The 21,857-nt window shown below is 74.5% G+C and carries 27 protein-coding genes and 1 pseudogene; 14 read left to right on the top strand and 14 right to left on the bottom strand.

Annotation, left to right across the window (positions count from 1 at the left end):
• Positions 1-62 precede the first annotated feature (62 nt).
• Together D4B81_RS01300 and D4B81_RS01295 are read left to right on the top strand one after the other, a co-directional pair.
• Positions 63-323 carry a hypothetical protein gene (locus D4B81_RS01300; RefSeq protein WP_122260716.1) on the top strand — a complete coding sequence of 87 codons (261 nt, stop codon included), beginning with the start codon at positions 63-65 and terminating at the stop codon, positions 321-323.
• A gap of 5 nt (positions 324-328) precedes the next feature.
• On the top strand, positions 329-1,210 hold the full coding sequence (locus tag D4B81_RS01295) for an FHA domain-containing protein (RefSeq protein WP_122260715.1): 882 nt from the start codon (positions 329-331) through the stop codon (positions 1,208-1,210).
• Here the strand turns inward: D4B81_RS01295 and D4B81_RS19095 are convergent.
• Positions 1,198-1,761: a 2'-5' RNA ligase family protein gene (locus D4B81_RS19095; protein ID WP_122260714.1), complete on the bottom strand. Its 564-nt coding sequence runs from the start codon at positions 1,759-1,761 to the stop codon at positions 1,198-1,200. The two genes, D4B81_RS01295 and D4B81_RS19095, sit on opposite strands and share 13 nt — an antisense overlap.
• Before the next feature lie 23 nt (positions 1,762-1,784).
• Between D4B81_RS19095 and D4B81_RS01285 the strand changes: the two genes are divergently transcribed.
• From D4B81_RS01285 to D4B81_RS01275, 3 genes are all read left to right on the top strand, one after another.
• Positions 1,785-2,489 (top strand): SDR family NAD(P)-dependent oxidoreductase, encoded by a 705-nt coding sequence (locus D4B81_RS01285; protein ID WP_122260713.1) that lies wholly within the window; start codon positions 1,785-1,787, stop codon positions 2,487-2,489.
• 130 nt (positions 2,490-2,619) lie between these two features.
• Positions 2,620-3,648: a citrulline utilization hydrolase CtlX gene (gene ctlX, locus D4B81_RS01280; protein ID WP_122260712.1), complete on the top strand. Its 1,029-nt coding sequence runs from the start codon at positions 2,620-2,622 to the stop codon at positions 3,646-3,648.
• Between the two features lie 82 nt (positions 3,649-3,730).
• Entirely contained in the window at positions 3,731-4,972 is a 1,242-nt protein-coding gene (locus tag D4B81_RS01275; RefSeq protein ID WP_122260711.1) for a T3SS (YopN, CesT) and YbjN peptide-binding chaperone 1, read from the top strand.
• Between the two features lie 33 nt (positions 4,973-5,005).
• Here the strand turns inward: D4B81_RS01275 and D4B81_RS01270 are convergent, their stop codons facing one another.
• From D4B81_RS01270 to D4B81_RS01255, 4 genes are read right to left on the bottom strand one after another with little or no spacing between them, the layout of a single operon-like run.
• Positions 5,006-5,206: a hypothetical protein gene (locus D4B81_RS01270; protein WP_122260710.1), complete on the bottom strand. Its 201-nt coding sequence runs from the start codon at positions 5,204-5,206 to the stop codon at positions 5,006-5,008.
• 9 nt (positions 5,207-5,215) lie between these two features.
• Positions 5,216-5,767: a metallophosphoesterase family protein gene (locus tag D4B81_RS01265; protein ID WP_237565738.1), complete on the bottom strand. Its 552-nt coding sequence runs from the start codon at positions 5,765-5,767 to the stop codon at positions 5,216-5,218.
• Positions 5,764-6,003, bottom strand: coding sequence for a hypothetical protein (locus tag D4B81_RS01260; protein ID WP_122260709.1), 240 nt, complete (start codon positions 6,001-6,003; stop codon positions 5,764-5,766). The genes D4B81_RS01265 and D4B81_RS01260 overlap by 4 nt, the downstream gene beginning before the upstream one ends.
• A 4-nt stretch (positions 6,004-6,007) precedes the next feature.
• Positions 6,008-6,784, bottom strand: a complete 777-nt coding sequence (locus tag D4B81_RS01255; protein WP_122260708.1) for a hypothetical protein — start codon at positions 6,782-6,784, stop codon at positions 6,008-6,010.
• A gap of 65 nt (positions 6,785-6,849) precedes the next feature.
• Here D4B81_RS01255 and D4B81_RS01250 point away from each other — a divergent pair, with 65 nt between their 5' ends.
• Positions 6,850-7,701 (top strand): DUF72 domain-containing protein, encoded by an 852-nt coding sequence (locus D4B81_RS01250; RefSeq protein ID WP_202613517.1) that lies wholly within the window; start codon positions 6,850-6,852, stop codon positions 7,699-7,701.
• Here D4B81_RS01250 and D4B81_RS01245 read toward each other — a convergent pair.
• Positions 7,653-8,237: a DUF2231 domain-containing protein gene (locus tag D4B81_RS01245; RefSeq protein WP_202613516.1), complete on the bottom strand. Its 585-nt coding sequence runs from the start codon at positions 8,235-8,237 to the stop codon at positions 7,653-7,655. The two genes, D4B81_RS01250 and D4B81_RS01245, sit on opposite strands and share 49 nt — an antisense overlap.
• On the opposite strand from D4B81_RS01245, the pseudogene D4B81_RS19270 reads away from it, so the two are divergent.
• Both D4B81_RS19270 and D4B81_RS19090 read left to right on the top strand, forming a co-directional pair.
• Positions 8,137-8,544, top strand: a pseudogene (locus D4B81_RS19270) (SDR family NAD(P)-dependent oxidoreductase); the annotation flags it as partial. The gene D4B81_RS01245 and the pseudogene D4B81_RS19270 sit on opposite strands and share 101 nt — an antisense overlap.
• 29 nt (positions 8,545-8,573) lie before the next feature.
• Positions 8,574-8,699, top strand: a complete 126-nt coding sequence (locus D4B81_RS19090; protein ID WP_272914048.1) for a hypothetical protein — start codon at positions 8,574-8,576, stop codon at positions 8,697-8,699.
• Here the strand turns inward: D4B81_RS19090 and D4B81_RS01235 are convergent.
• From D4B81_RS01235 to D4B81_RS01205, 7 genes are all read right to left on the bottom strand, one after another.
• A complete protein-coding gene (locus D4B81_RS01235) occupies positions 8,696-9,136 on the bottom strand; it encodes an SRPBCC family protein (RefSeq protein WP_122260706.1) in 441 nt (146 codons plus the stop codon). The two genes, D4B81_RS19090 and D4B81_RS01235, sit on opposite strands and share 4 nt — an antisense overlap.
• Before the next feature lie 45 nt (positions 9,137-9,181).
• Positions 9,182-10,630 carry a phytoene desaturase family protein gene (locus D4B81_RS01230; RefSeq protein WP_122260705.1) on the bottom strand — a complete coding sequence of 483 codons (1,449 nt, stop codon included), beginning with the start codon at positions 10,628-10,630 and terminating at the stop codon, positions 9,182-9,184.
• Between the two features lie 88 nt (positions 10,631-10,718).
• Positions 10,719-11,000 (bottom strand): muconolactone Delta-isomerase family protein, encoded by a 282-nt coding sequence (locus D4B81_RS01225; protein WP_237565751.1) that lies wholly within the window; start codon positions 10,998-11,000, stop codon positions 10,719-10,721.
• Positions 11,001-11,037: 37 nt separating this feature from the next.
• Positions 11,038-11,910: a catechol 1,2-dioxygenase gene (gene catA / locus D4B81_RS01220; protein WP_122260703.1), complete on the bottom strand. Its 873-nt coding sequence runs from the start codon at positions 11,908-11,910 to the stop codon at positions 11,038-11,040.
• A gap of 85 nt (positions 11,911-11,995) precedes the next feature.
• Positions 11,996-13,108 carry a mandelate racemase/muconate lactonizing enzyme family protein gene (locus D4B81_RS01215; protein ID WP_337189853.1) on the bottom strand — a complete coding sequence of 371 codons (1,113 nt, stop codon included), beginning with the start codon at positions 13,106-13,108 and terminating at the stop codon, positions 11,996-11,998.
• Positions 13,105-14,043, bottom strand: coding sequence for a LysR family transcriptional regulator (locus D4B81_RS01210; protein ID WP_122260702.1), 939 nt, complete (start codon positions 14,041-14,043; stop codon positions 13,105-13,107). Before D4B81_RS01210 ends, D4B81_RS01215 begins: the two co-directional genes overlap by 4 nt.
• Positions 14,044-14,183: 140 nt before the next feature.
• On the bottom strand, positions 14,184-15,023 hold the full coding sequence (locus D4B81_RS01205; protein WP_122260701.1) for an alpha/beta fold hydrolase: 840 nt from the start codon (positions 15,021-15,023) through the stop codon (positions 14,184-14,186).
• A 69-nt stretch (positions 15,024-15,092) separates the two neighbouring features.
• Here D4B81_RS01205 and D4B81_RS01200 point away from each other — a divergent pair, with 69 nt between their 5' ends.
• Genes D4B81_RS01200 through D4B81_RS01190 form a run of 3 tightly spaced genes read left to right on the top strand, consistent with a single transcriptional unit; the run spans position 15,093 to position 18,074 of the window.
• Positions 15,093-16,037, top strand: a complete 945-nt coding sequence (locus D4B81_RS01200; RefSeq protein ID WP_122260700.1) for an aldo/keto reductase — start codon at positions 15,093-15,095, stop codon at positions 16,035-16,037.
• 25 nt (positions 16,038-16,062) lie between these two features.
• Positions 16,063-17,388 carry a glycoside hydrolase family 32 protein gene (locus D4B81_RS01195; RefSeq protein ID WP_122260699.1) on the top strand — a complete coding sequence of 442 codons (1,326 nt, stop codon included), beginning with the start codon at positions 16,063-16,065 and terminating at the stop codon, positions 17,386-17,388.
• Positions 17,385-18,074, top strand: a complete 690-nt coding sequence (locus D4B81_RS01190) for an enoyl-CoA hydratase/isomerase family protein (protein ID WP_161964948.1) — start codon at positions 17,385-17,387, stop codon at positions 18,072-18,074. Before D4B81_RS01195 ends, D4B81_RS01190 begins: the two co-directional genes overlap by 4 nt.
• A 40-nt stretch (positions 18,075-18,114) precedes the next feature.
• On the opposite strand, the gene D4B81_RS01185 is transcribed toward D4B81_RS01190, so the two are convergent.
• Positions 18,115-19,086: a quinone oxidoreductase family protein gene (locus tag D4B81_RS01185; RefSeq protein WP_122260697.1), complete on the bottom strand. Its 972-nt coding sequence runs from the start codon at positions 19,084-19,086 to the stop codon at positions 18,115-18,117.
• A 104-nt stretch (positions 19,087-19,190) separates the two neighbouring features.
• Between D4B81_RS01185 and D4B81_RS01180 the strand changes: the two genes are divergently transcribed.
• From D4B81_RS01180 to D4B81_RS01170, 3 genes are all read left to right on the top strand, one after another.
• Positions 19,191-19,484 carry a WhiB family transcriptional regulator gene (locus D4B81_RS01180; protein WP_202613514.1) on the top strand — a complete coding sequence of 98 codons (294 nt, stop codon included), beginning with the start codon at positions 19,191-19,193 and terminating at the stop codon, positions 19,482-19,484.
• A gap of 78 nt (positions 19,485-19,562) precedes the next feature.
• Positions 19,563-19,874 (top strand): hypothetical protein, encoded by a 312-nt coding sequence (locus tag D4B81_RS01175; protein WP_122260695.1) that lies wholly within the window; start codon positions 19,563-19,565, stop codon positions 19,872-19,874.
• 7 nt (positions 19,875-19,881) lie between these two features.
• Positions 19,882-21,855, top strand: a complete 1,974-nt coding sequence (locus D4B81_RS01170; RefSeq protein ID WP_122260694.1) for a hypothetical protein — start codon at positions 19,882-19,884, stop codon at positions 21,853-21,855.
• Positions 21,856-21,857 lie beyond the last annotated feature (2 nt).

Here is a 21,857-nt window from a genome sequence, read left to right as displayed (position 1 = left end):
CGGGGTGCAACACTGGACAAACGTTGAACAAACGTTCTTCAGCACTCCTGGAAGGCACGACCATGACGATCAACCCCAGCCCCAGCACCGACGGCACCGTCACCGGCTCCTCCGGGGAGGCGGTCTCCTGGACCGACCTCGGCAAGGAGATGTGGAACTACCTCACCGGCCAGGGCGCAGCGATCAACTACACGTTCGTGGACATGAAGGTCGAGGTCCCCCGCGACACCGGCGCCGACGCCCCCCGCGCGACCTGGAAGCTCGACGGCACGCTGCGCATCACCACCGAGGACGACACCCACTCCCCCGGCGCCGGCGGCTGAGCACCGTGGCCCGCGCGCTCCGTCTCGAGGCCGACCTGACCCTCAGCGTGGACACCGGCCAGGCGGACGACGACCTCGGTCGTCGTCTCTCCGGCCGCCTCACCGGCAGCGGCCGCACCCTGACCCTGTCGTTGACCGGGCTGGGGGACGTGCCGCTCGGCGCTCCCGCGCGGGCGGTCGCCGACCCCGTCCGCGACCTCGCGCGGCTGCTCGCCGACGACGACGTCACGCTGGTCGTGGCCGCCGACGACCGGCCGGTGGTCTCGTTGGGCCGGGTCAAGCAGTCCTTCGGGGAGCGCGCGGTGCTCCGGTCGCCCCACATCCACGTCCACGACCGCCGTGCTGCGCTGCGGATGCTGCGCTCCCGCGGGGACTCCGGCGGCCCGGCCCTGACCCGCCTGGTGCCCCCCCTCACCCCCCTGCCCGTCGCCCCGACGCTCACGCCACCGCGCCGGCGCCGTGTCACCACCACCCACGACCCGCTGGGCGGGGGGACGCCGCGCCTCGTCTATTACCTGGTCCCCCCAGAGGAGGGTGGCGAGCGGCAGGTCCTGCCCCTGCGCCGCGGCACCACCCGCATCGGGTCCTCCGCCGAGGACGACCTGCGCCTGTCGGACCTCTCCCCCGGCCACGTCGAGATCCGCCGCAACCCCGCGACGGACGAGTACGAGGCCGTGCCTGTGGCCGGCGTCGTCACCACCGTCGGCGGCGCGGAGGTGAGCGCACCGGTGCTGCTCCGGACGGGCGCCGTGGTGCGAGCAGGTGGGCGGGCCTTCACCTACGTCCGGGACGAGTACGCCGACCACGGCCGGCCCTACGGCGGTCGTGAGGGCGGCGAGTTCGCCCGCCAGCGCCCTCAGCCGCCGCGGCCGCGCTACGACGGCTGAGGGGACAGCTCGTGCACGACACCCTCGTCCGGGTCCCACCACCGCAGACCGCTCGCGACCCGCACGGGTATGCCGTCGCGCGCCGGAGGGCGGGCCGCCCCGTCCTGCAGCGCGGCGAGCGCGGAGGTCAGCTCCTCCGGGCGGAGCCGCGGGGCGAGGGTGAGGTGCGGGACCCACGGGCGGGCGTCCGCGCCCGACCAGAGCATCTGCACCTGTCCGCGGGCCGCGACGGTGGCCGGGTCGGCGACGAGGAGCTCGGCCAGCGCCGGTCTCGTCCCGCCCAGCAGGACCAGTCCCGCTGCCGAGAGCTGCGTCGGGAGCAGGTCGTGCCACAGCTCGGCCGCGAGCTCGACCACCACTTCGCTCGGGCGCGGGCCCGACAGGACGGTCACGTGCGGCCGGTGGGTGGGGCCGCGGTGGCGGGCCGAGGAGCGGACCCCCGCCCGTTCCAGGACGTCCCACAGCGTCCGCACCGCGGTGTCGTCCGCGGGCGCCAGGACGAGCTCCAGGGCGTGCTGGCGGGCACCGGGTCCCTGCGGCGTCTCGTTCATCCCCCCACCGTAGGAGCCTGCCCATGACCGGACGTCCGGAGCGCGACCTGGCCGGCGCCCACGTCGCCGTTCTCGGGGCGACGGGTGCCCTGGGGTCACGGGTGGTCAGGGAGCTGTCCGGGGCCGGTGCCGTCGTGACGGTGGTCGGCCGCGACCGGGACCGGCTCACCGCGCTGGGGGCCGGTGGCTCGGTCCTCACCGGTGACGTCTCCGACGCCAGGCTCGGCGACGAGCTGGTGGCCGTCGTCGACCGGGATCACGACGGACGCCTGGACGGCCTGGTCAACGCCGCCGGCGTCGTCGCCTTCGGGTCGCTGGTCGACACCGACGACACGGTGCTCGAGCAGCTGTTCCTCACCAACGTCGTGGGGCCGCTGTTCCTCCTCCGACGCGTCATCCCGGCGCTCGGGCGGTCCCACGGCTTCATCGCCCAGATCTCCGGTCTGGTGGCGGAGCGGCCCACCGCGGGCATGGCGTCCTACTCCGCCAGCAAGGCCGCGCTGGCCGCCCTCGACACCGCCCTCGCCGTGGAGCTGCGCCGGTCGGGGGTGGACGTCATCGACGTGCGGCCCCCGCACACCGAGACGGGGCTGGCCTCGCGCCCGCTCTCGGGGACGGCGCCGCGGCTGCCGCAGGGCCTCGACCCCGACGAGGTCGCGCGCCGCGTGGTCGCGGCGGTCAGGGCGCGCGAGCGCGTCGTGCCCGCGGAGGCGTTCTCGCTGCGCTAGCCCACCTGCCCGACACCTCCGGCTACGCCACGGGCACCAGACGGGCGGGGCACCGCACACCCGGTGCCCCGCCCCTGGGTCGTCGCCCGAGGATGCGGTGAAGTCTCCGGGCATGCTCTAGATTCCGTCCGTGAGTGCACAGGCCCCGTCCGCGGTCATCCTCGTCCGCGCCGAGAAGTTCGTCCCCAACCCTGCGACCGCCGCCGACAACGCGTTCCAGCGGGACCTCCCCGACGGCCAGTCCGACGAGGCCACGTCGGCCCAGGCCCTGGCAGAGATGGACGCCGTCGCGGACGCGCTGCTCGCGGCCGGCGTCACCGTCCACGTCTTCCCCGACGAGGACCACACCCGCCCGGACAGCGTGTTCCCCAACAACTGGCTGTCCACGCACGCGGGCGGCTACGTGGCCGTCTACCCGATGTATGCCTCGAACCGCCGCCACGAGCGCCGCGCCGACGTGCTGGAGATGCTCAAGTCCAGCTACCGCGTGCAGACGATCATCGACTACTCCGGCCTGGAGCCGGACGGGATCTTCCTGGAGGGCACCGGGGCGATGGTGCTGGACCACGTGTCCCGGGTCGCCTACGCCGCGGTCAGCCACCGGGCCGACACCCACGTGCTGGAGCGCTTCTGCGCCGACTTCAGCTACGAGCCGATGGCGTTCGAGGCCGTCGACTCCGACGGGGTGCCCGTCTACCACACCAACGTCATCGCCTGCATCGGCACCGACGTCGCTCTCGTCGCGCTGGGGATGATCCGCGACGCGGACCGTCGGGAGCAGGTGCGCGAACGCCTGTCGGTCAACGGCCGCGAGGTCGTCGACCTCACCGAGGAGCAGGTCCGGGAGTTCGCGGGCAACGCCGTCGAGCTGTGCGGTCGCACGGCGCAGGGGCGCAAGCGCTACGTCATGGCCATGTCCGGACGCGCCCGCCGCAGCCTGCGCCCGGAGCAGGTGGAGGCGATCGAGCGCTCCTGCGAGATCGTCGCGGTGGACATCCCCACCATCGAGCTGGCCGGCGGCTCCGTGCGGTGCATGATCGCCGGGATCCACCTCGACCCGCGCCCGGTCGTCGACCCCGAGCCCACCGCCACCGCCGAGGCCATCGACGACGACCCGCACACCGCGGACGGCCAGGACGTCGCGCAGGGGCTCGGGTAACCGCTCAGCGACCGACGACGCGGCACGACGCGCGCCCCGTCACCGGGGGGAGGAGCCGGGGCCGGGGGCTAGAGTCGATGCCGTGGACGAGTTCGACCTGGACCGCGCGACGGAGGTCGGCTGGGCCGGCTTCCTGACGCGGCTGGCCGGCCACCTCGGCGAGTCCGCCGAGCCGTTGCGGATCACCGCCTACGGCGCCGACCCCGGGTCGTTCCCGGTCCTGGAGGTCGAGCCCTCGGACGACGTCCTGCGCGGCGAGCTGCGCGCGCCGCAGGGCCAGGCCTGGCAGCACGACGACCGTCAGAGGCACCTGCTGGACATGGGGTGGCAGGAGGACCCGGACGGGACGGCATACCGGATCGAGCTGCCGCGCAGCCATGCCCACCTGCTGGCCTCGATCCTCACCGACACGCTGCGCGAGGTGGTCGGCGCCCCGCACCCCGCCTTCCTCGACGCGGGCACGCTGACGATCTCCGCACCCCAGGGTCCGGACCAGGTGGACGCCGAGCCGCCCGTCGTCGACCTGGACCGCGCCATCAGGGTCGTGACGCCGGCCGAGCTCCGCGCAGCCGTCGAGCAGACCCTGCACGCCGCGATGGGGCACCCACCGCGCAAGGACGCGGACGGTGACATCCCGATCATCTACGGCACGACGCTCGTCTACGTGCGCACCGCGGACTCGCAACCGGTCGTCAGCGTCTTCGCGATCGTCGTGCAGGACGTGGCCGACCTCGACGCCGCCCAGCGCGAGGTGGGCATCCTCAACCGTCAGTCGGTGTTCGCGAAGTTCCACCTCGTCGGACGGCAGGTGGTGGCCAGCGTCGCGATCCCCTCGCTGCCGTTCGTCCCCCGCCACCTGGTCGGGATCGTCGAGCTCATGGGCAAGGAGATCGACGAGCTCGACGACGCCCTGGCCCTGCGGGTCAAGGGGCGCCGGTGGATCGACATGATCACCAGCACCGACGACCCGGTCGAGGTCGCGGACGCTCCTGCGCAGGACGAGGAGTACGGCGACGAGGACGAGGACGACCTGCCCGAGGAGCTCCTGACGCTCCTGCAGCTCGACGCCGAGGGCACCGGACCGCTGGAGCCCGCGCTCGTCGCCGACGTGTGCCACCGTGACCGGGCGCTGATCCTGCGGCTCATCCGCATCGCCGAGGAGCAGACGATCAGCTGGCGCGAGTCGGTCGACGAGGCCCGGGCTGCCGGTGACGTCGAGGAGGCGCGGGTGGCCACCGGTGAGCTGCGCGGCTGGCAGTCGACGGTCAAGGACCTGCGGGCGGCGCTGCGCCACGTGGTGACGTTCCGGGGCGAGGACGGGTGACCGGCCCGCCGGGCCGGCTGCCTCCCCGGCGGGTCAGCGGGGTCCGTCCCCCTGACCCTGCTCCGAGGTGTCGACCCCGTCACCCTCACCGGTGTCGTTGATGTCCGGCGTGTCCGGCACGGCGTCGGCGCCGCCGAGGGCCGTGTCGGCGTTGAGGGCGCCCGACCCGCCCTCGGACACGGTGGTGCCGTCCCCCTCGTGCTCGTGCTGCTGCCCGTCGTCGTGGTGGTTCATAGGCCCAACCTAGGGCCGGGGGACCCTCGGGGCGCGTCGAGCGGGTGCGCCGGTCCGTGGCGGGAGCCGGTGCAGCCGCACGTCGTCCAGGACCCCGTCGAGGACGCTGAGGGTGAGGTAGGTGCAGCGCGGCTGGCGTCGCCGGTCGGTCGGCCAGCCGGGGTTGAGCAGGCGCAGCCCGTCGTGCTCGGTGTCCCAGGGGATGTGGCTGTGCCCGAACACGAGCACGTCCAGGTCGGGGTAGGCGGCACGCGCCCGTTCCTCGCGACCCGCCTTGCCGCCGGTCTCGTGCACCACCCCCCACCGCAGGCCGCCGAGGTCGACCCGGGCCACCTCGGGCAGCCGCCGCCGCAGCTCCGCGCCGTCGTTGTTGCCGTGCACCCCGACCAACTCGCGCGCCCTCGCCGCGAGCCGGTCCAGCAGGTCGGTCTCGACCCAGTCGCCGGCGTGCACGACGACGTCCGCGACCTCGACCGCCGCCCACAGCTCTGCCGGCAGGTCCCTGGCCCGCACCGGGACGTGGGTGTCTGCCAGGAGCAGGACGCGCACCGCACGGGTCACCCGACGTCGGGGTTCCCGGTCCGGCCGTCGTCGTGGATCTCCTCGGCCATCCGGTCCAGCTCGGCGTCGCCGACCTCGACCTGGGCCTGCGCCATACCCTCCTCGAGGTCCTTGCGGATGGTCCCCGGCTCCGCCCCCTCGTCCCAGCTCTCGACCCGCTCGACGACGTGCTCCGCCGCCTCCTGACGGGCGTCGGCGACCTCTGCGGCGTCCTGGGTGCTGTCCATCTCGCTCATGACCTCACCGTAACGACGACGCCCCGACCCCGCCCGTCGAGCGGTCCACGCCGGCGGGTTCCTCGGTCCGCGCCCGCACCTGCTGGGACGCCTCGTAGGAGGGGTCGCGGAGCCGGGCCCACAGCGGGTGGGTCCACGCACCGACGGGTGGGGCGCCGACGGGGTCGTGCCGCCGCGGGCAGTCCTCCCCCGACCAGGTCACCGTGAGCCGTCCCCGCTCGTGCCAGGGCCGCCCGGGGGCGGCGACGAGCATCCGGTATGCCGTGGGCGGGCTCTCCCCGCCGCCGTCCGGGTCCAGCCGCACGAGCAGGGAGCCCCGCCGGGTCTGCAGGGGCAGGAGGGTGGTCAGCGTGCCGTGCCGGCCGGTCCGCCGGACGGTGAGGAGGTGCCGACCCAGCACCCCGGTGCCCGTGGAGGCCAGGAGCAGGTCGCCCGCCGCCGCGCCGTCGAGCCGGACCGCGAGGCCCTCCACGTCCCGGCCCCGCCGCCGGCCGGTCGCCCGCGACCAGCGGACCGCGCACGGGTGCGGCCCGGCGTCGTCGAGCACCCGGACGCCGCTCCTCGGCCCCGGTCGAACGCTCAGCACCCCCCTCCCGCAGACCCCCACGGCGTGCAGCGCCCGGGTGTGGCGCAGGCGGGCCGTCAGCCCGAACGCGGCGGCGAGAAGTGCGCCGACCCCCCGCGCGAGAGCCTCGACGCCGGGACGGTCCCCGACCGGCGAGGCCTCGGGGTGCGCGGCGGACCCGTCGGGACGCGCGACGTCCGTGCTCGTGGTGCCCATGCGGCCCACGGTAGGGCGGGTCGCTCCCGCGGGCGAGGGGGACGGCCGCGGCATACCGTCCAGTCGTGAGCACCCACCCCGTGCGGATCGGCATCTCCGGCTGGCGCTACCGGCCCTGGCGCGGGGTCTTCTACCCGCCCGGCCTGGTGCAGCGGCGCGAGCTCGAGTATGCCGCGAGCCGTCTGCGCACCGTCGAGGTCAACGGGTCGTTCTACAGCCTGCAGCGCCCCGCGAGCTACGAGCGGTGGGCCGCCGCGACACCCGAGGACTTCGTGTTCTCGGTCAAGGGCCCGCGGTTCATCACGCACATGCTGCGGCTGCGCCGCGCCCGGGTGCCGCTCGCCAACTTCTTCGCCTCCGGGGTGCTCGCGCTCGGGGACCGGCTGGGCCCGGTCCTGTGGCAGCTGCCCCGGCGCCACGGCTACGACGCCGCGCAGCTGGCGGAGTTCTTCGCGCTCCTGCCCCGCTCCACCGGCGCGGCGCTGGAGCTGGCCCGCGAGCACGACGACAAGGTCGAGGGGCGCACCTGGCTCGAGCCGGTCCAGGACCGACCCCTCGAGCACGTCCTCGAGGTCCGTGGCGAGGGTTTCGAGGGCAACCCCGAGTACGAGGACCTGCTGCGCGACAACGGGATCGGCAACGTGGTGGCGGACACCGCCGGCCTGTGGCCCTCTCTCGACGTGGTCACCTCCGGCGTCGTCTACGTGCGCCTGCACGGGGACACCGAGCTCTACGTCAGCGGCTACTCCGACGAGGCGCTCGAGGTCTGGGCCGAGCGTGTCCGGACCTGGAGCAGGGTGGCCGACGTCTACGTCTACTTCGACAACGACGTCAAGGTGCACGCGCCCTTCGACGCGATGCGGCTGGCTCAGATGCTCGGCGTGGGCTCCTCGACCGAGCCGTGCGCATCCGGGTGAACGCTGCCCACCTTCATCGCGATCGACAGGTGCCCGCCGAGGAAGGCTCCGAGACCACCGGTCGCGAGCGCGGCCCCGGTGAGGACACGGCCCGTCGCGTGGTGGCCGCCGCGCCGGGCGATCCAGGACCAGGTGCTCAGGCCGAGGGCGAGCGCGTTCGCGGCCGCGTGCGCGCTCCCGACCCGTCGGGCCTGCTGGTCCAGGCCGGAGTACTCCGCGAGCCCGGTCAGCGCCGTCGGCAGGGACGCGAGGTTGCCCACCAGCACCAGCCGTCGGCTGGCGTCGGCCATCCGGTCGCCCGAGAGGTCGAGGATCATCGCGCTCATCCAGGTGCCGATCGGCACGTCGGTGAGGACGGGGTGCAGGGCGTGGCCCAGCGGGGCGGCGCGCAGCAGGTCCCGGCGCCACGGCCTGGACACGAGGGCGTCGGCGATCGTGCGCAGCCGGTCGGCCGGGGCGTCGAGGCCGCTGGCCGACTCCACCATCCGGCCCAGCAGCGCGCCGGGCGAGGTCGTCGAGGACTGGGGCTGCGTCATACCTCCCGAGCGTAGGACGCGCAGCGCCCGGCCGCCCCCTGGAGCCGCCGCGCACCGCGCCCGCGGTGACCTGGTGGTGGTGGCCGACCTGCACCCGACCGGCCCTGACCAGGTGCGTCTGGACGTGCGCGACCGCGAGGCCTTCGACCGGGTCGCGGACGAGGTGGTCGCCCGCCACGGCCGCATCGACGTCTTCCACGCCAACGCCGGCATCGACGTGGACCTGCGACGGGTGGTCCACGGCGGCGAGGCGGTCTACCCGCACCTGCGCCGTCAGGGCGAGGGGCACATCGTCGTCATGGGCTCGCTCGCCGCCAGGTGGTGCAAGGCCCGCCGATGGACCCCGACCGGCTCCCGGAGCGGGTGGTGCGCACCCGGCACCGCAACCCGGAGACGATCCTGGCGCCGCGACCGCTCGCGCACCTCGCGGTGCTGGGCGAGCGCCTGGCGCCGGCCCCCTAGCTCGCGCGCCCCTCGGCGAGGAAGGCCAGGCGGCGCAGCGTCTCGTTGTTGCGCACCGTGATGGGGATCTCCGCGAGCGGGTCGGGGACCCAGGCCATCGGTCCGCTGGACGGTTCCTCGGTGATCGTCACCTCGCACCCGCCGCTGCCGTGCGGTGCCACGTCCAGCTGGACCGTGGCCTCGCCGATCGGCCACAGCCGCGCCCGCATCACCGCGCGTCGCGGGGGGTCCCACTCGAGCAAGGAGGTGGAGTCGTCGATGAGGGCGGGCCAGGCGCCGACGGAGTGGTGCATGCGGGCACCGACGGCGGGCCAGTGGGCGTCGACCCCGCGCATGCGCGAGGCCCCCACCACCCAGCTGGGGAAGAGCCAGCCGTTGGCGAGGACGTCGAAGACGGCCTCGGGGGGTGCGGCGATGACGCGGCGGTTGACGGACATGGCGCTCCTTGGTCGTGCGGCAGGGCTGCGGACGGGGACCCCTGGTCAGGGGGACAGGTCGGGGGGTGCGGTGATGCCGTACTCGTGGCGCAGCACCGACAGCGCGGCGCGCCAGCCGCAGATGCCGTGGACGCCCGGCCCCGGTGGCGTGGCGGAGGAGCACAGGTAGAGCCCGTCCACGGGCGTGCGCCACGGGTCGAGGGACAGGACCGGACGGGCCAGGATCTGCCGTGCCTGGACGTTCCCGACCGCGATGTCGCCGCCGACGTAGTTGGGGTTGTAGCGCTCGAGGTCGCTGGCGGACCGGGCGGTGGAGGAGAGCACGACGTCCCGGAACCCCGGCGCGAACTCCTCGATCCGCCGGGTCACCGCCTCGGTGGGGTCGACGGTGGAGCCGGCCGGGACGTGGGTGTAGGCCCACAGCACGTGCCGTCCGGCGGGCGCCCGGGAGGGGTCGAAGGTGGTGGGCTGGGAGGCGATGACGTAGGGCTTGCCGGGGTGCCGCCCGCGCGCGATCGCAGCCTCCGCGGCCGCCATCTGCGACCGGGGACCTCCCAGGTGGACGGTGCCGGCCAGGGCCAGGTCGGGGTCCGCCCAGGGCACCCGACCGGACAGGGCGTAGTCGACCTTGGCCGCCCCGTCGCCGTAGCGGTAGCGCCGCAGGAGGCGCGCGTAGCGGTCCGGCACCCGGTCGCCGGCGATCGCCAGCAGGGCGCGGGGGCTGGTGTCCAGCACGACGGCCCGGGCGTCGGAGAGCTCGTCGAGGCTGCGCACGTCGTGGCCGGTGACGATCTCGGCGCCGTGGGCGCGGGCGTCCGCGGCGAGCGCCTCGACGATCGCCTGGCTGCCGCCGACCGGGATCGGCCAGCCGTCGACGTGCGCCATCGCCGCCAGCACGAGACCCGCGGCCGCGGTGCCCAGGCCGGGCATCGGCTGGATGGGGTGGGCGAGCACCCCTGTCAGCAGGGCCGGCGCCTCCTCGGTCTGCCAGCGCCGGTTCCACAGCTGGGTGCCCTGGTCCAGGACCCGCAGCCCGACACGCCCCAGGCCGAGCGGGCGCAGCGGCGGGCGCAGCGGGGAGTCCGAGAGCAGGCCCCGGGTCAGTGCGGGGCTGTCGACGAAGGGGGCGAAGAGCGTGCGCCACGCCGGCCCGTCCGGTCCCAGCCCGTCGGCGGTGCGGGCGACGTCGCGCCAGGCGAGCACCACCCGGTCGGCGTCGAGGCCGTGGGCGTAGGCCACGTCGGGGTCGACGAAGGGGATCCGCTGCCGCAGCCCGAAGCGGGTGAAGAACTCCGAGGCGTAGGCGCTGGGGTGGACGGCGGAGCAGACGTCGTGCAGGTAGCCGGGAAGGGTGTCCTGGGCCGTGCGGGCACCGCCCCCGATGGTGGCGGCCCGTTCCAGGACGCGCACCGGGACCCCGGCCCGGGCCAGCGTGACCGCGGCGGCCAGGCCGTTGGGCCCGGCCCCCACGACGACGACGCCTGCGCTGCTCACCTGCCGAGTATGGCAACCGCCGCAGAGGGGTTCCCGGCGAAGCGGCCCGCCCCCGCCCGGGGGCACCGGCGGCGGGCCGCCCACGGCGTCACGACCCCGTCGTCCCCAGGGCGTTGGGGTGGCGGCTGAGCGCCTCCACGGTGGTGCTGATGTAGGGGAACATCGGCAGCCCCGACACGCACTCGTGCAGCTCCTCGTTGTCCGCGACGTCGAAGAGGCAGTAGTTGGCGAACTGCCCCGACACGCGCCAGATCGCCGCGATCCGTCCCGAGCGCTGCAGGCCCTGGGAGTAGTCCCGCTCCGCGGCGACCAGCCGCTCGCGCACGGTCGGCTCGAGGTCGGGCGGCAGGTTGACCTCCATGCGCACCATGTAGAGCACGTCGTCCTCCTTCCGCTCCCCCGCCGGCTCAGCGGGTCGTCGGGGAGTCGGCCGTGGCGGGGTCGAGCACGAAGCCGTAGTCGACGCTCACCGTGCCGTCGCCGGCGTCCTGAGGGTCGAGGACCAGCTCGGGCTTGACCGCGGAGGCGATGTCGTCCTCGTTGTGCGGGTCGCCCGGGAAGTACAGCTGCGCCGTGAGCAGCTCGTGACCGGGCGCCGACACCTTCACGTGCAGGTGGGCCGGCCGCCAGGCGTGCCAGTCGGCCGCCGCGATCAGCCTGCCGCAGGCCCCGTCGGTCGGGATCTGGTAGGGCGCCGGCTGGACGGTCCGGATGGTGAACCGGCCCTGCTCGTCGGCGAGGAAGGTGCCGCGCAGGTTCCACTCGGGGAGCCCGGGCGCGTACTGGCTGTAGAAGCCGTTGGCGTCCGCGTGCCACAGCTCGACCGTGGCCCCGCCGAGGGGGGCGCCCTCGGTGGAGGTGACCTGACCGGTCCACGTCAGCGGGGTGCCCGGCTCGTCCTCCCGCATCGGGATCACGCCGTCCTCCGGCTGCGGCGCGTCCGGCACGTAGTACGGGCCCTCGATCGAGCCCTTGGAGCCGGACCGGTGCGAGGTGTTGACGTCCTCGACCACGTGCTCGACCCAGACGTCCAGGAAGAGCGGCCACTCGCCGTCCTCCCCCACCCGGATGAGCCACGTCTTCAGCGCGTCGTACTCCTCGTAGGTCATCTGGTGCTTGCGGATGACGTCGTGGATCGCCTCGAGGGCGTCCCTGGCCATCGCGCTGACGCGCTCGGCGGGCACGGCCGCGCCGCCCCTCTGCTTCTTGCGGAACGCCTCGGTGGCGCCGGCGCCGGACTCGGCGGCCCTGGCCTCGAACTCGGTGCGGGTCTCGGTCATGATCTGCTCCTTCGCAGGTGATGGTGCGGTGGTGGTGGGTGGTGGGGTGCCGGGGGTCCGGACGGGTATGGAGCGCAGGTCCGCCTCAGCGGTCCTGGCGGTAGCGGGTGAGCTTGTCCTCGTCGAGGACGACGCCCGTGCCCGGGACGGACCGGGGGGCCAGCCGCCCGTCGGTGATCTGCAGTGGCTCGGCGAGGAGGTCGTCGCTCATGTCGAGGAAGTTGGACAGCTCGCCGGCCCGCCGCGTGGTCGTGGCGTGCGCGGCCCCGAAGGTGACGCTGCACAGGGTGCCGACCTGACCGTCGATCTGGTTGCCGAGGACCACCTCGACGCCCAGCCCCTCCGCGAGGTGCAGGACGCGCTGGGACTCCGAGAAGCCGGTGCGCGCGGTCTTGAGCGACACGGCCGTGGCCGAGCCGCCGAGGATCTCCCGGGTGACCTCGGCCGGGTTCGTGGCGCTCTCGTCCGCGACGAAGGGCACCGGGCAGCGCTCGACGAGCCACCGGCGCCCAAGGACGTCGTCGGCCGGGTTCAGCTCCTCGGCGAGGGTGAGGCCGAGGTCGGCCATCTCGGCCAGGGCCCGGGCCGACTCGGAGGCGGTCCAGCCCCGGTTGCCGTCGACGTAGAGCTCGATGTCCTCGCCGAAGGCCTCTCGCAGGGCCCGGACCACGGCGACGTCGAGCTGGTAGGGCCGTCGGCCGACCTTGACCTTGAAGGTGGAGATGCCGTGACGCTCGCCGACCCGCGAGGCCTCCTCGACCATCACCTCAGGGTCGTCGAAGCCGAGCATGTGCGCGACGCGCATGGAGTCGGCATACCCGCCGAGGAGCCGGTGGACCGGCTGCCCGAGCGCCTGACCGGCCACGTCCCACGCCGCCATGTCCAGCGCGGCCTTGGCGGTGGGGTTGCCGACGGTGCGCCCGAGGCGGGCCCGGTGCTCCTCACGGTCCAGGACCGAGGTGCCGACCATCGCGGGGGCGAAGAGCTGCTCGACGACGGTCACGATCGAGGCCTGGGTCTCGCCGTAGGTGTAGGGCCGCGGCGGCGCCTCGGCCTGGCCGAGCAGACCCCCCGCGGTGTGCACGCGGACGAGGACGTGCTCGGCGGTCCGCACCTCTCCCGAGGCGAACCGCAGGGGCTTGCGGTAGGGGATCGCGAACGGGATCGCCTCGATCCGCTCGATGGTCAGGTCGCTCACGGCACGGCCTCGCTGGGGTCGGTGTGGGACGTCGGGTCGAGGGTGGGTGCCAGGCCCTCGTCGCGCAGGGCGGCCAGGAGCCGCGCGACGACGGGGCGCACCCGGGCGGCCGGCCACGCCAGCGCGAGGTCGACGGTGCGGTCCGTGTCGAGCCGGCGGAACACCGCACCCGGCAGGGTGAGCGAGCGGGCCGACTCCGGTAGCAGGGCCACCCCCAGGCCGGCGGCCACCAGCGCCACGCCGGTCGAGGTCTCCCCCACCTGGTGCGGCCGACGGGGCACGAAACCCGCGTCGGCGCAGGCGGCGAGGACAGCCCGCAGGACCACCGAGCCGGTCTCGTCCCCGTAGGTCACGAAGCTCTCCCCCGACAGGTCGGCCACGGCCACGGTGTCGGACTCGGCCACCGGGTGCCCAGCGGGCAGCACGGCCACGAGCGGCTCCCTGCGGACGACGACGTGGTCGAGCTCGGCGGAGCCGAGCGGCGCGCGGAGCACCCCCAGGTCCAGACGGTCCTCGAGGAGCGCGCGTTCCTGGTGGGGGGTCAGCATCTCGGTGCGCACGCGCAGCCGCACGTCGGGCATGGCGCCGGCCGCGACCCGGGCCAGCTGGGGCAGGTAGCCGTAGGTCGCCGACCCGGTCACCCCGAGGCGCAGGGTGCCACTGCGACCGTCGGCGGTGTCCCGCGCCGCCCGCCCGGCCTGCTCGAGGAGGTCCCTCATCGTCTCGGCGCGCTCGGCGTAGACCTGGCCCGCCGCTGTGAGCGAGACCGAGCGCGTGGTCCGGCGCAGCAGCTCGACCCCCAGCTCGCGCTCGAGCTGGCGCACCGCCTTGGAGACCGCCGGCTGGGCCAGGTGCAGCCGCTCGGCGGCGGTGCCGAAGTGCAGGGTCTCGGCGACCGCGAGGAAGCACCGCAGGTGCCTGGTCTCGATCGCCATGGGTATGCCGTTCCGCTCGACGTGGTCAGTATCCCGACGGTAGGCCCTCCACCCAGGTGCTGACAAGAACGAATCACTCCTGATCCAGCACGGAGAGGAATGAATGCAGCAGCCGCCTGCCGCCCTCAGGTGAGGGCCGGTCAGGCCTGGTCGCCCCGGACGCGCTCGAGCACCTCACGGGCGACCAGGTCCGGCTCACGCTCGGGGAGCCAGTGCCCGGCCGCGACCTCGACGAAGCGGTAGTCGCCGGCCACGTGCCGCGCGGTCCGCTCCGCGGCCTCCCGACCCAGGAACGGGTCGCGGCTCCCCCAGACGTAGGTCGTCGGCACGCCCACCGTCGACGACGCCCGGTCGTCGCCGGTGCGCCGACCCGGCCGCAGCGCCGCCCGGTACCAGTTGACCGGGCCCCGCAGGTCGCGCGCGCGGCCCAGCCGGTCGGCATACCGGTGCCCGTGCTGAACCGGCAGGCCCGAGCGCCGCAGCCCGCCCCGGCGCAGCATCCTGGCCAGCGACCGCTCCGGGAGGACCGGGAGCTGGAAGGCCAGCACGTACCAGCTCCGCCGCGCCTGGCCGCCGTGGCGCAGCGCCCACCGCAGGGCCGAGGGGTGCGGGGTGGACAGCACGACGAGGCTGGCCACCCGGTCGGGGTACGACCGGGCCAGGGCCCAGGCCACGACCCCGCCCCAGTCGTGACCGACGACGTGCGCGCGCCGCACCCCGGCCGCGTCGAGCAGCGCCAGCACGTCGTCCACCAGGTGCTCCACCCGGTAGGCCGACACCCGTCGGGGGCTGGCACCTGCGCAGTAGCCGCGCTGGTGCGGGGCGAGGGTCCGCAAGCCGGCCGCCTGCAGACGCGTCGCCACCTCCTCCCAGGCGCTCGCGTCCTGGGGGAAGCCGTGCAGGAGCACGACCACCTCACCGTCCGCGGGCCCCCCGTCCAGCACGTCGAGGACGAGTCCGGCGGAGGCGAAGGAGTCCATGGGCAGACGGTAGCCTCGTGGCCGGTCCCCCCGCCCGTCCCCGCCCCCCAGCCCTCCCCAGGAGTCCGCGTGCACCTGCCCACCCTCCCCGGCAGCGACGTCCCCCTCTACCCGCTCAACCTCGGCGGCAACCCGTTCGGCTGGACCGCCGACGAGGAGGAGTCGTTCGCCGTCCTCGACGCCTTCCTCGCGGCCGGCGGCACCTTCGTGGACACGGCCGACGCGTACGTGTCCTGGGTCGACGGCGCCTCCGGCGGTGAGTCCGAGGCGATCATCGGGCGGTGGATGGCGGACCGCCGCGTGCGGGACCAGGTCGTCGTGGCCACCAAGGTCGGCGCCAAGCCGGACCGCAAGGGCCTGCGCCCCGACACCGTCATGCGCGCCCTGGAGGAGACCCTGGAGCGCCTGGGCACCGACCACGTGGACCTCTACTACCTGCACTACGACGACGAGGAGGTGCCGGTCGCCGACCAGGCGGCCACCCTCCACGCGCTCGTGCGGGCGGGTCGGGTCCGCTCGGTGGGCCTGTCCAACTACACCCCGCAGCGGATGCGGGAGTGGTTCGAGACCGCCGAGCGGGAGGGCCTGACGGTGCCGGCCGCCATCCAGCCGCGCTACTCGCTGCTCTCGCGCGGCGACTACGAGCGCGACTACGAGCCGATCGTCGCGGAGTTCGGCCCGCTGGTCTTCAGCTACCCGGCGCTCGCGTCCGGCTTCCTCACCGGCAAGTACCGCACCGAGGCTGATCTCGACGGCGCCCCGCGCGGCGGTGCTGCGCGCCGCTACCTCGAGGCGGGCGGCCTGCGCGTGGTCGACGAGCTGGTACGCGTGGCGGAGGGGTATGCCGTCGCCCCCGCCACCGTGGCGCTCGCCTGGCTGCTCGCCAAGGGGGTCACCGCGCCGATCGCCTCCGCCTCGCGCCCCGAGCAGCTCGACGCCCTCATGGCCGCCCCGAGGCTGGAGCTGACGTCGCAGGACGTGGCCGCGCTCGACGCGGTGTCCGAGGGCTTCTGAGACGACGCCCGGCCCACCCCGTCCCATGAGCACGCCGCACCTGCGCCCGCGCATCCACCTCGCACCCGCCGCGACCTGGCTCAACGACCCCAACGGGCTGGTCCTCCTCGACGGGGTCTACCACGCGTTCTTCCAGACCAACCCCGAGGGGGACGGCTGGGGCAACATGTCCTGGGGCCACGCCACGTCGACCGACCTGCTGACCTGGCAGGAGCAGCCGGTGGCGCTGCGCCACACCGAGCACGAGGTGATCTACTCCGGCAGCGTCGTCGTCGACCACGCGAACACGTCGGGCTTCGGGGACAGCGGCGCGGCCGGCCCGCCCCTGGTGGCGGTCTACACCAGCGCCTACACGGACGTCTCGCCGCGCGCGCGGACGCAGGCCCAGTCGCTGGCCCATAGCACCGACGGCGGCGCGTCGTGGACCCTGCACCCCGGCAACCCGGTCCTGGACCGTGCCTCGTCGGACTTCCGCGACCCGAAGGTGTTCCGGCACCGGCAGAGCGAGAGCTGGGTGATGGTGGCGGTCGAGGCCGTGCACCGCCAGGTCGTCCTCTACCGCTCCGCGGACCTGCTGTCCTGGGAGCACCTGTCCACCTTCGGGCCGGCGGGGAGCACCGAGGGCGTGTGGGAGTGCCCCGACCTGGTGGAGCTGCCCGTGGCGGGCACCGGGCGGTCCGCCTGGGTGCTGGTCGTCAGCCTGGGCGCCGGGGGTCCGGCGGGCGGGTCGGGGACGCAGTACTTCGTGGGGGACTTCGACGGGGGCACCTTCACGGCGGACGCGGCGGGGGCCCGGTGGCTCGACCACGGCCCGGACCACTACGCCGCGGTCTCCTTCGACAACACCCCGGGCCGGCGGCTGATGATGGGCTGGGCCTCCAACTGGGCCTACGCGGCGGACGTGCCCACCTCGCCGTGGCGCGGCTGCCTCTCGCTCGCCCGCGAGGTCGACCTCGTGCTCGACGAGGCGGCGCTCCCGGTGCTGCGGCAGCGGCCGGTGCTGCCTGCGGCTGCGGTGGAGGGGGTGGTGGTCGAGCGGCTGGCGGTGGGCGCCGGGGCGACCGGCCGGCTCAGGGTGAGCACCGCGGACGGCGAGGACCGGGTCGAGGTGACCGTCGACCGGGCCGCAGGGCTGCTGCTGCTGGACCGGTCGGCGTGCGGGGACGTGACCTTCTCCCCCGCCCTGCCCACCGTGGTGACCGCTCCCCTGCCGGCCGCGGACGGCGAGGTGGACCTGCTCGTCGTCGTCGACGGCTGCGTCGTCGAGGTGTATGCCGTGGACGGCCGGGTCTGCCTCACCGCCATCGTCCTGCCCTCCGCACGGCTCACGGTCGCCGAGGTCCTGGGGTGAGCGGTGTCCGGCTCACCAGGACCGACCTCGGGCTCACCGTGGTCCTGGACCGGCCCGGGAGGCGCAACGCCCTGACCCTGCCGATGTGGGTCGAGCTCGGGCGTGCCGCCCGCGGCGGTGGTCAGGAGCCGCTCTACCTCGTCGGGGCCGGCGGCTACTTCTGCTCGGGCGCCGACCTCGGGACGCTGGCCTGGGCGAGGGAGTCGCCCGTGCACGCGGACGCCTTCGTCGACGCGGTGGTGCGCTGCCTGCTCTCCCTCAACGCGTCGGGGCGCGAGGTGGTGGCGGTGGTCGAGGGCGGCGCCGCCGGGGGCGGGGTGGAGATCATGGCCGCCTGCGACCGGAGGGTCGTGGTCGGTGACGCGGAGCTGGTGTTCCCGTTCGGGCACCACGGGATGACGCTGGACGACCTCACCCGGTGGCGACTGCACCAGCTCGTGGGGCCGGAGACGGCCGAGCGACTGGTGGACGGGCGCCACGTCCTCGGCGTCGCGGAGGCCGAGGCGCTGGGGCTGGTGGACGAGCGGCATACCTCGTGGGCGGCGTTCGTCGAGGCCGAGCGCGCGGGCGACCGCAGCGCCCCGACTCCGGTGGAGCGCTACCTCGACCCCTCCGACGACCTCGACGCGGCCGTGGCGCGGGCGGCGGCCCCCATGCGGCGCGCCTTCCCGCCCCACCCCTCCTGACCTGGCGGGCGTGCCGCGACCGGGAGAGAGGTTCTTCCGCTCAGGGAACGACGAGCAGCTTGCCGGTCGTCCCGCCGCCCTCGAGGTCCTCGTGCGCGCGACGGGCCTCCGCCAGGGGGTAGCGCCCACCGATCCGGACGTGCAACCTGCCGCCGGCGACGGCGCCCAGCACGTCCTGCGCGCGCCAGAGCAGCTCCTCGCGGTCCTGGACGTAGTGCGCCAGGCTGGGCCGGGTGAGGAAGAGGGACCCCGCGGCGTTCAGCCGCTGCGGGTCGAACGGCGGGACCGCTCCGCTGGCGGCGCCGAAGAGGACCATCGTGCCGCGCGGCCGCAGTACGGCCAGGCCCGCGTCGAAGGTGTCCTTGCCGACGCCGTCGTAGACGACGTGGACCCCGTGGCCGTCGGTGAGCCGGCTCACCTCCGAGGCCAGGTCCACCTCCCGGTAGAGCACCACGTCGGTGGCCCCGTTCTCCCGGGCGAGCTCGGCCTTCGCGGCGCTGCCGACCGTCCCGATGACGCGGACGCCCTTGTCCCGCAGCATCTGGCAGAGCAGGAGCCCGACACCGCCCGCCGCGGCGGTCACGACCGCCGTCTGCCCCTCCCCGGCCTCGAACGTCGAGCTGACGAGGTAGTGCGCGGTCATGCCCTGGAGCATCACCGCGGCGGCCACGTCGAGCTCGACGCCGTCGGGCACCGGGACGAGGCGGTCGGCCGGCACGACGGCCTGCTCGGCGTACCCGGTGCCGGGCACCATGGCCCACGCCACCCGGTCCCCGACGTGCAGCCCGTCGACCGAGGGACCCACCTCGGCGACCGTGCCCGCGCCCTCGCTGCCGGCCACGAACGGGCGCTGCACCGGGTAGCGGCCCTCACGCTGGTAGACGTCGATGAAGTTCACCCCGCCGGCCGCCAGCTCTACCCGCACCTGGCCCTCGCCGGGCTCGGGGAGCTCGCGCTCGACGAGGGTGAGGACCTCCGGTCCCCCGGTCTCTTCCACGATGACGGCACGCATGGTCCGACTGTAATGACACCGGGGGAACTCCCACCCCCAGGGGTGTTGCGCGGGGCGGCCGGGCGGCGGGAGGGTGGCGGTACACCATGTCCAGGAGGACCACCATGACCGCTGAACCCGTCCCCGTCGCCGAGCTCTGGGAGTGGCAGCACGAGGGTCTGTGCCGGGTCTCCAACCCGGAGACGTTCTTCCACCCCGACGGTGAGCGGGGCCCGTCCCGCCGGTGGCGGGACCGCCGCGCCGTCGCCGTGTGCGAGCAGTGCCCGGTCATCGCGCAGTGCCGCGAGCACGCCCTGCGCGTCCGCGAGCCCTACGGGGTGTGGGGAGGGCTCACCGAGCACGAGCGCGAGGAGATCCTCGCGAACCTCGACCGGGGGGACGTCACCCGCAGCGCCTGAGGCCCCCCGCCGCTAGGGTGGGCGCGGACGACCGCGTGCGGGAGGAGCAGCGGTCCGGACTCGGGAGGGGCGCCGGCGATGAGCGACGACGCGGTCACGATGGTGACCAACACCTACAAGAACGCCCTGCGCAGCGCCCGCTCCGCCTGCGCGGGTCCGGCGGCGGACCTGGAGCGTGCCCTGTCCGCGGCGCGGGTCGCGATGGACGGCGGTGCCTGGCAGGGCCCGATGGGGCAGGACTTCTCGGGCGAGCTCGACCACCACCGCGCCGTCCTCAACGATGCGGGCCCCGCCGCGATGGCCTCTCTCGACGCGGCGATCGCGGCCCAGCCGGAGACGGTGCCCAGCACCGCCTGGCAGGTGCGCTGGCAACGGTCGGGGCCGAGGTAGCGCACCGGTGGCACTCGTCAGCATCGACATCGGCGCGATGGACGCGCTGGTCAGCGACCTGTCCAGCGCACGACGCACCTGCCCGCAGGACGCGTCGACCATCCGCTCCCGGCTCGACCACGTCCTGCTCGGGGAGGGCCCCGTGGCCCGGCTGAGCTGGTCCTCGCCGATCTGGACCTGGATGGACGACCGGGTCCGCGACCTCAACCGGCGCCTCGCCCTGGCCCGCATCATCGCGGCCAGCACCCCCGGCTTCCCCGCGACGGGGATCGTCCAGATCGACGAGGACTACGTCTCCGACCTCTCGCCGGCGCAGGTGGAGGCGCTGGCCGACGAGGTCCAGCAGCTGATGACCCCGGGCGACGAGTACGACTTCACCCAGGAGATCGACCCCCGCCTCCTCGACATCCTGCGCGAGCACGCCCACGACCCCTATCTCGCGCGGGCGATCGCACAGCAGGTCCCGCCCGCTGAGCTGTCCGCCTTCCTCCAGCGGGTCAACTCGGGGCGGATGGTCGAGCCCGGGGAGGACGCGGTCATCGCCTTCGACCGTCGCTACGACGAGCTCCTCAACGGTCTCGGTATGGCGTACGGGCTCGCCTCCCAGGGCACCGGTGACCTCGAGGTGCCGGGGATGGCGCAGGCGTGGAGCGACACCATCCAGGACGCACCGTCGTGGTCCGGCACCGCCCACCGGCTGACGCTGGTCATCAGCCGGGGGACCTTCTCCACCGACCTGCTGCTCTCGGTGCACGACACGCTCACCGCGATGGAGGGGGACGACGGCGCGTCGTTCTGGGGCGTGGCGGGGATGGACCTGGTCATCGACCCGGACCTCGCCCGGACCCCCGGCGCGAACATCCTCTCCGACCCGATGGGGGCGCTCTTCCAGGGGCTGGGCAACAATCCCGAGGCCCTGCGGCGACTCTTCACCACCGGCCCGACGGTGGCGGTGGAGACCGACGACGGCCCCGCGCACGTCGACGCCTACCTGTGGTCCGTGCTGCGCGAGCGCGGGATGGACGAGTATGCCGTCGGCCAGCTCGCCCGGGGGCTGCAGGGAGGCCTCACCCTTCCGCCCGTCGAGGGCCACCCGGCCTGGCAGCCCGGACTCGCCGAGGACCTGGGCGCCATCGGGGCGGCCCTGGACCGCGAGGCCAGGATCGCCGAGGAGAACTCCCCGCCGTGGTGGTCCAGCCTCGGGCACTCCATCCTGGACCTCGGAGGTATGGTCCCGCTCCTCGGCGAGGCCGCCGACGGGCTGAACGGCCTCTGGTACCTCGCGGAGGGCAACCCGGTCGACGCCGGGCTCTCGTTCGCCGGCATGGTGCCCTTCGTCGGGTGGTTCAGCGTGGGCGGCAAGTGGGTCCGGCGGACCCTGAACGCCGACGAGCTGGCCGCGCTGGCCCGCGCCGGCGACAGCGGTGCGGACCTCGGACGGCTGCTGCCCGGCGGCCGGTTCGCCGACGACGCCACCGCGCTCACCGACCCGGCCAGCTTCGCCCCGTCGCAGTTCCTCTCGCCCTCGGAGCTGCAGCGATTCGCCGACCGGTCCTGGCTGCAGAACCTCGTGGCCGGCAACCGTTTCGACGACTACATGGCCCCGCACTACCGGCACAACGAGATCTACCTCGTCGCGCCGGACGGACGGTACGTCCGCCTGGACAGCTACGTCCCGGGCGAGCAGATCGTCTCGCGCAAGCTCACCCAGCTCGGCGACGTGCAGACCGGCACGGCGTTCGGCTACATCGACGAGGTGGTGACCAAGTACCCTCCCGGCACCACGATCGCCGACGTCCCGTCCACGCGGGGCGCGGGCATCGCCGGACAGAACCTCGACGGCACGCTGGTCCTGCAGGTGCCGCCGCAGTGGGACCGTACGATCCCCGACGAGGTCGCCGAATACGCGTACGAGAACGGCGTGCGCATCATCGACGTCAACGGCTTCGACTACACCGCCCACCTGTTCGACGCACCCTGAGG

It is taken from the genome of Ornithinimicrobium cerasi (assembly GCF_003702705.1).
Classification (GTDB): Bacteria; Actinomycetota; Actinomycetes; order Actinomycetales; family Dermatophilaceae; genus Ornithinicoccus; species Ornithinicoccus cerasi.
This window is presented reverse-complemented; position numbering and strand designations above follow the sequence as displayed.